This window comes from Candidatus Anoxymicrobium japonicum, from assembly GCA_002843005.1.
GTDB lineage: Bacteria > Actinomycetota > Geothermincolia > Fen-727 > Anoxymicrobiaceae > Anoxymicrobium > Anoxymicrobium japonicum.
In genome coordinates this window covers 1-4,357 of sequence record PHEX01000094.1, presented here as the reverse complement: position 1 = coordinate 4,357, position 4,357 = coordinate 1, and the positions used below count along the sequence as shown (strand labels likewise).

Below are 4,357 nucleotides of genomic sequence, written 5' to 3'. Positions count from 1 at the left end.
TTGAGCGATGACGAAAAGGAAATGTTCCGGCGTCAGTTGTCTGACGTGCTCGAGCACGCGCGCTTGATAAACGAGGTCGACACGGATGGGGTGTCGCCGACCAGCCACATCCTTGGGCTGGTGAACGTCTTTCGCTCCGATGAAGCGCGGCCATCGCTTCCAGTGGAAGAAGCCACGCAAAATGCGCCGTGGGCCGAGGATGGCGCGTTCAAGGTGCCAAGGATAATTTAGAGATGCTATACAAGAGCGCGCTGGAGATAGCTAAATGGATCAAGGACGGGGAGACGTCGGCAGCATCCGTCACGGACGCTTTTCTCGCGCGCATCGACGAGGTCGAGTCTCGCGTTGGTTCTTTCATAAGCATATTCGCCGACACCGCGCGCGATCGGGCGCGAGAGGTGGATCGCGCGATTGCGGCAGGTGAAGCCGTGGGGCCGTTCGCAGGCGTGCCAATCGCCATCAAAGACGTTCTTTCCACGCGAGGTTACAGGACGACCTGTGGATCGCGAATGCTCGCGGAGTTTGTGCCGGTTTATGACGCGCACGCCGTGGAGCGGGTCACGGCGACAGGGACGATCATGCTGGGAAAAACCAACATGGACGAGTTCGCCATGGGTTCCTCGACAGAGAACTCTTGCTTTGGGCCGACGCGCAATCCGTGGGATCTGATGAGGGTTCCCGGCGGCTCGAGCGGCGGCTCGGCCGCGGCGGTCTCGGCGGGGGAAGCGCCCTGGGCTCTCGGCTCTGACACGGGTGGCAGCATCCGACAGCCGGCGGCGCTGTGCGGCATCGTCGGCATGAAGCCGACGTACGGACTCGTGTCGAGATACGGGCTTGTGGCGTTCGCGTCTTCACTCGATCAGGTCGGACCGATGACGTTGAACGTCCACGATTGCGCCGCGTTGCTTACCGCGATCGCGGGACACGACGCGCGCGACTCGACATCTATCGACCAGGCAACTCCCGATTACCTTTTGAATCTGACCGGTGATGTCAAGGGCATGAAAATCGCTATCGTCAAGGAGCTGTCCAGCGAGGGGATAGACCCGGAAGTCCTCGAGCGGGTACGCGCTTCCGTGGATATCCTCGAGCGGCTCGGAGTGAACTGTGACGAGGTTTCTCTGCCGAGTTTTAAGAACAGCCTTTCGTCTTACTACCTCATCGCTCCTGCCGAGGCATCGAGCAATCTGGCGAGGTTCGACGGCGTAAGGTACGGGTATCGGGCCCAGGGCGAGTTCGACGATATCTGGGAGATGTACGACGCAACCCGCGCGCAAGGGTTCGGCCCTGAGGTCAAGCGCCGTATCATGCTGGGAACTTACGCGCTCGCGGCCGGTTACTACGATGAGTACTATGCCAAAGCCCAAAAGATACGCACGCTCATCGTGCGCGATTACAGCAGGGCGTTTGAGAAGTATGACCTGCTGGTCTCGCCGACGTCGCCATCGACCGCTTTCAATCTGGGAGAAAAGACAGACGACCCGCTGACGATGTACCTCTCGGACATATGCACGATTCCGGTGAACCTCGCCGGCATCCCCGCGTTGAGTCTTCCGTGCGGAGTTGCCGGCGGCCTGCCCGTTGGGTTTCAGATCATGGGACCGCCTCTGTCCGAACAGAAGATATTGAATGTCGCCTGCGCTCTGGAGAACGAAATCGGTTTCGACCCTCGCCCGCCCGGCATCGCGAAGCCTGCTGAGAAGGTGCAGTAATCAAAATGAAGCGCGAGACGATAATTGGCCTGGAGATACACGCCGAGCTGAACACAAAGTCAAAGATGTTTTGTGGTTGCGAGGCCACGTTTGGCGGTGCGCCGAACACCAAGACGTGCCCGGTGTGCCTTGGCCATCCAGGCTCGCTTCCCGTCATAAACCGTGAGGCGATAGGCGACGCGATATTGCTCGCGCTCGCGCTCAACTGCGACATCACGCAACGTTCTATATTTCACCGCAAGAACTACTTTTATCCCGACATGCCCAAGAACTTTCAGATATCACAATACGATATTCCTTTGAGCCATGACGGCGGTCTCGATATTGAGATGGATGGATACACGCGCCGCGTTGGCATTACGCGAGTGCACATCGAGGAAGACACGGGCAAGAGTGTTCACATTGGCGAGAGCGGGCGCATCCACGGCGCGGAGCACAGCCTCGAGGACTTCAACCGCGCGGGCATACCGCTCGTCGAGATTGTAACCGAACCCGATCTGCGCAACCCGGACGAGGCCCGCGCTTTCTTGCAAATGTTGCGCATCACACTGGAGTACCTCGGCATCAGCGATTGCAAGATGGAGGAGGGCTCGTTGCGTTGTGACGCCAACATCTCGATCGCGGTCGATGGCGTGATGGGCACAAAGGTCGAGATAAAAAACATGAACTCATTCCACGCCCTTTACCACGCGCTTGCTTTTGAGGAGAAACGTCAGCGCATCGCGCTCGATGAAGGGCGGAAGATCGTTCAGGAGACGCGCCACTGGGATAACGCCGCTGGCAAGACGAGCCCGCTTCGCAGCAAGGAAGAGGCGTTCGATTACAGGTATTTTCCGGAGCCCGATCTCGTGCCGATCGAGCCGGATAGTGCATGGCTCGAGGAGATCAAGGCAAGGATGCCCGAGCTTCCCGCGGAGCGGCTGCTTCGTTTCGAGAAGGAGTTCGGCCTGTCGACTGAGATCGCGAGGACGCTGATCGGCGAGAAAGCGATGGCCGACTACCTTGAGGAAGCCGTGGCATGCGGCCAGGATCCGGTCGCGCTGGCGAAGTGGATCGCCGGCGATTTCGTCGCCATTCTCAAGGAGACAGCCGCCCACATCGCCGCCTGCCCGCTCAAGCCGAGCGGTCTGAGTGAACTTGTGGCGTTGATCGAGCAAAAGATCATATCGGGCAAGATGGCAAAGGAAGTGATGCGCGAGGCGTTCGAGACGGGGATGAGCCCGCGTGACATTGTGGGCGCGAAAGGCCTTGCGCAAATCGCCGACGGCGCCGAGATCGAGTCCGTCGTTGACGAAGTTATTGCCGACAACCCCGATGCGGCTGCTGACATGCGCGAAGGCAAGAGCCAGGCGCTGAAGTTTCTGATGGGCCAGGTAATGAAAAGAACAAAAGGCAAAGCCAATCCCGAAATGGCATCCGACCTCCTCCGCAAAAAACTTAAATAACAAAGATCCGTTTAACTTTGGGGTCAGTCCCCCATGGCGTGTCCGCGCGCCATGGGGGACTGACCCCCAAAAGTTATGCCGGCTAGGGGCTTTCCTCGCCGGAAACGAGTTCTTTGTACTCGGCCGCGGTAAGAAGGCTGTCGATTTCAGAGATGTCGTTGATGTCGATGACCGCAATCCAGGCTTTGCCGTATGGATCCTCGTTGATGATCTCGGGCGCGTCCTGCACCTCCGAGTTGACTTCTTTGATGGTTCCGGTGACAGGCGCGCACAGATCGGAGACCGACTTGCGTGATTCAATCTCGCCAAACGTCTTTCCAGCCTCAACAGCAGCGCCAGGCTCAGGAACCTCGATGAATACGATCTCGCCGAGCTGATCCTGGGCGAAGAAAGTTATCCCGATCGTCCCATTCGAGCGCACCCACATATGCTCTTTGTGATACTTAACATCCTCCGGGTAGTTCTCCATGACAGTCACTCCTTTTTTGTTCTTGTGATCCCGGTGAAATATATCAAATGGAATTCCGGAACACAAACAACGACGATCGTGTCCTTTGGAAAGTATCAGTCGAGTGCAGAAAGGAGACGCCGTGAAGATCGAGGTGGCTATTTGACTTGAGACAGAAAAAGGTTATAATAATGTTATAACTGATTATGAGGGAGTTGATATCCATGGTAAAGAGGCTCCAGAAAGTAGGTAACAGCAACGCTATAATCCTGGATCTGCCGATAATGGAGATGATCGGGTTAAAAGAAGGAAAAGAAGTCCAGATAACGGTGAGCAACGGTTCGATAATCATCACCCCGGTAAACCCTTGCCGGGTTGACCAGAAAGAACTGGAACGGCATTTGGATCGCATTGTTGGTGAGCGCAGAGAGATGCTCAAGGAACTGGCCGACTCGTGAGCCTGGAACCCGTCTTCCTTTCAATCGAGAACGTTATTTCAATTCACGCTCGAATGATAAAGGAATTTGGGGGGATGCCGGGTGTCGCGAACCAGGGCCTGCTGGAGAGCGCGGTGTCGATGCCGACAGCCGATTTCGCAGGGAAGTTTTTTCACAAAAGCCCCCCCGCCATGGCTGCGGCGCACCTATTTCACATCTGCAAGAACCATCCATTCTTTGACGGAAACAAGAGAGTAGCCGTTGTGGCTTCGGAAGTCTTCCTGAATATCAATGGCATGCGGCTGGACGTTAATA

At 56.8% G+C, this 4,357-nt stretch carries 6 protein-coding genes; 5 read left to right on the top strand and 1 reads right to left on the bottom strand.

Features of this window, described 5'->3' with window-relative positions; translation table 11 throughout:
• The 3 genes from gatC to CVT63_07870 all read left to right on the top strand — a co-directional run.
• The coding region (gatC, locus tag CVT63_07880) for an Asp-tRNA(Asn)/Glu-tRNA(Gln) amidotransferase GatCAB subunit C (protein PKQ27467.1) at positions 1-231 on the top strand (231 nt) is incomplete at its 5' end.
• Positions 232-233: 2 nt separating this feature from the next.
• Positions 234-1,712, top strand: coding sequence for an Asp-tRNA(Asn)/Glu-tRNA(Gln) amidotransferase GatCAB subunit A (gene gatA / locus CVT63_07875; protein ID PKQ27466.1), 1,479 nt, complete (start codon positions 234-236; stop codon positions 1,710-1,712).
• Between the two features lie 5 nt (positions 1,713-1,717).
• The gene (locus CVT63_07870; protein ID PKQ27465.1) at positions 1,718-3,157 is read left to right on the top strand and encodes an Asp-tRNA(Asn)/Glu-tRNA(Gln) amidotransferase GatCAB subunit B; all 1,440 of its coding nucleotides are present in this window, start codon (positions 1,718-1,720) and stop codon (positions 3,155-3,157) included.
• Between the two features lie 82 nt (positions 3,158-3,239).
• On the opposite strand, the gene gcvH is transcribed toward CVT63_07870, so the two are convergent.
• Positions 3,240-3,626 (bottom strand): glycine cleavage system protein H, encoded by a 387-nt coding sequence (gcvH, locus tag CVT63_07865; protein PKQ27464.1) that lies wholly within the window; start codon positions 3,624-3,626, stop codon positions 3,240-3,242.
• A 203-nt stretch (positions 3,627-3,829) separates the two neighbouring features.
• On the opposite strand from gcvH, the gene CVT63_07860 reads away from it, so the two are divergent.
• Together CVT63_07860 and CVT63_07855 are read left to right on the top strand one after the other, a co-directional pair.
• Positions 3,830-4,063, top strand: coding sequence for a hypothetical protein (locus CVT63_07860; protein PKQ27463.1), 234 nt, complete (start codon positions 3,830-3,832; stop codon positions 4,061-4,063).
• Positions 4,060-4,357, top strand: a 298-nt coding sequence (locus CVT63_07855) for a type II toxin-antitoxin system death-on-curing family toxin (protein PKQ27462.1), incomplete at its 3' end; no start/stop codon positions are given. The genes CVT63_07860 and CVT63_07855, both read left to right, overlap by 4 nt.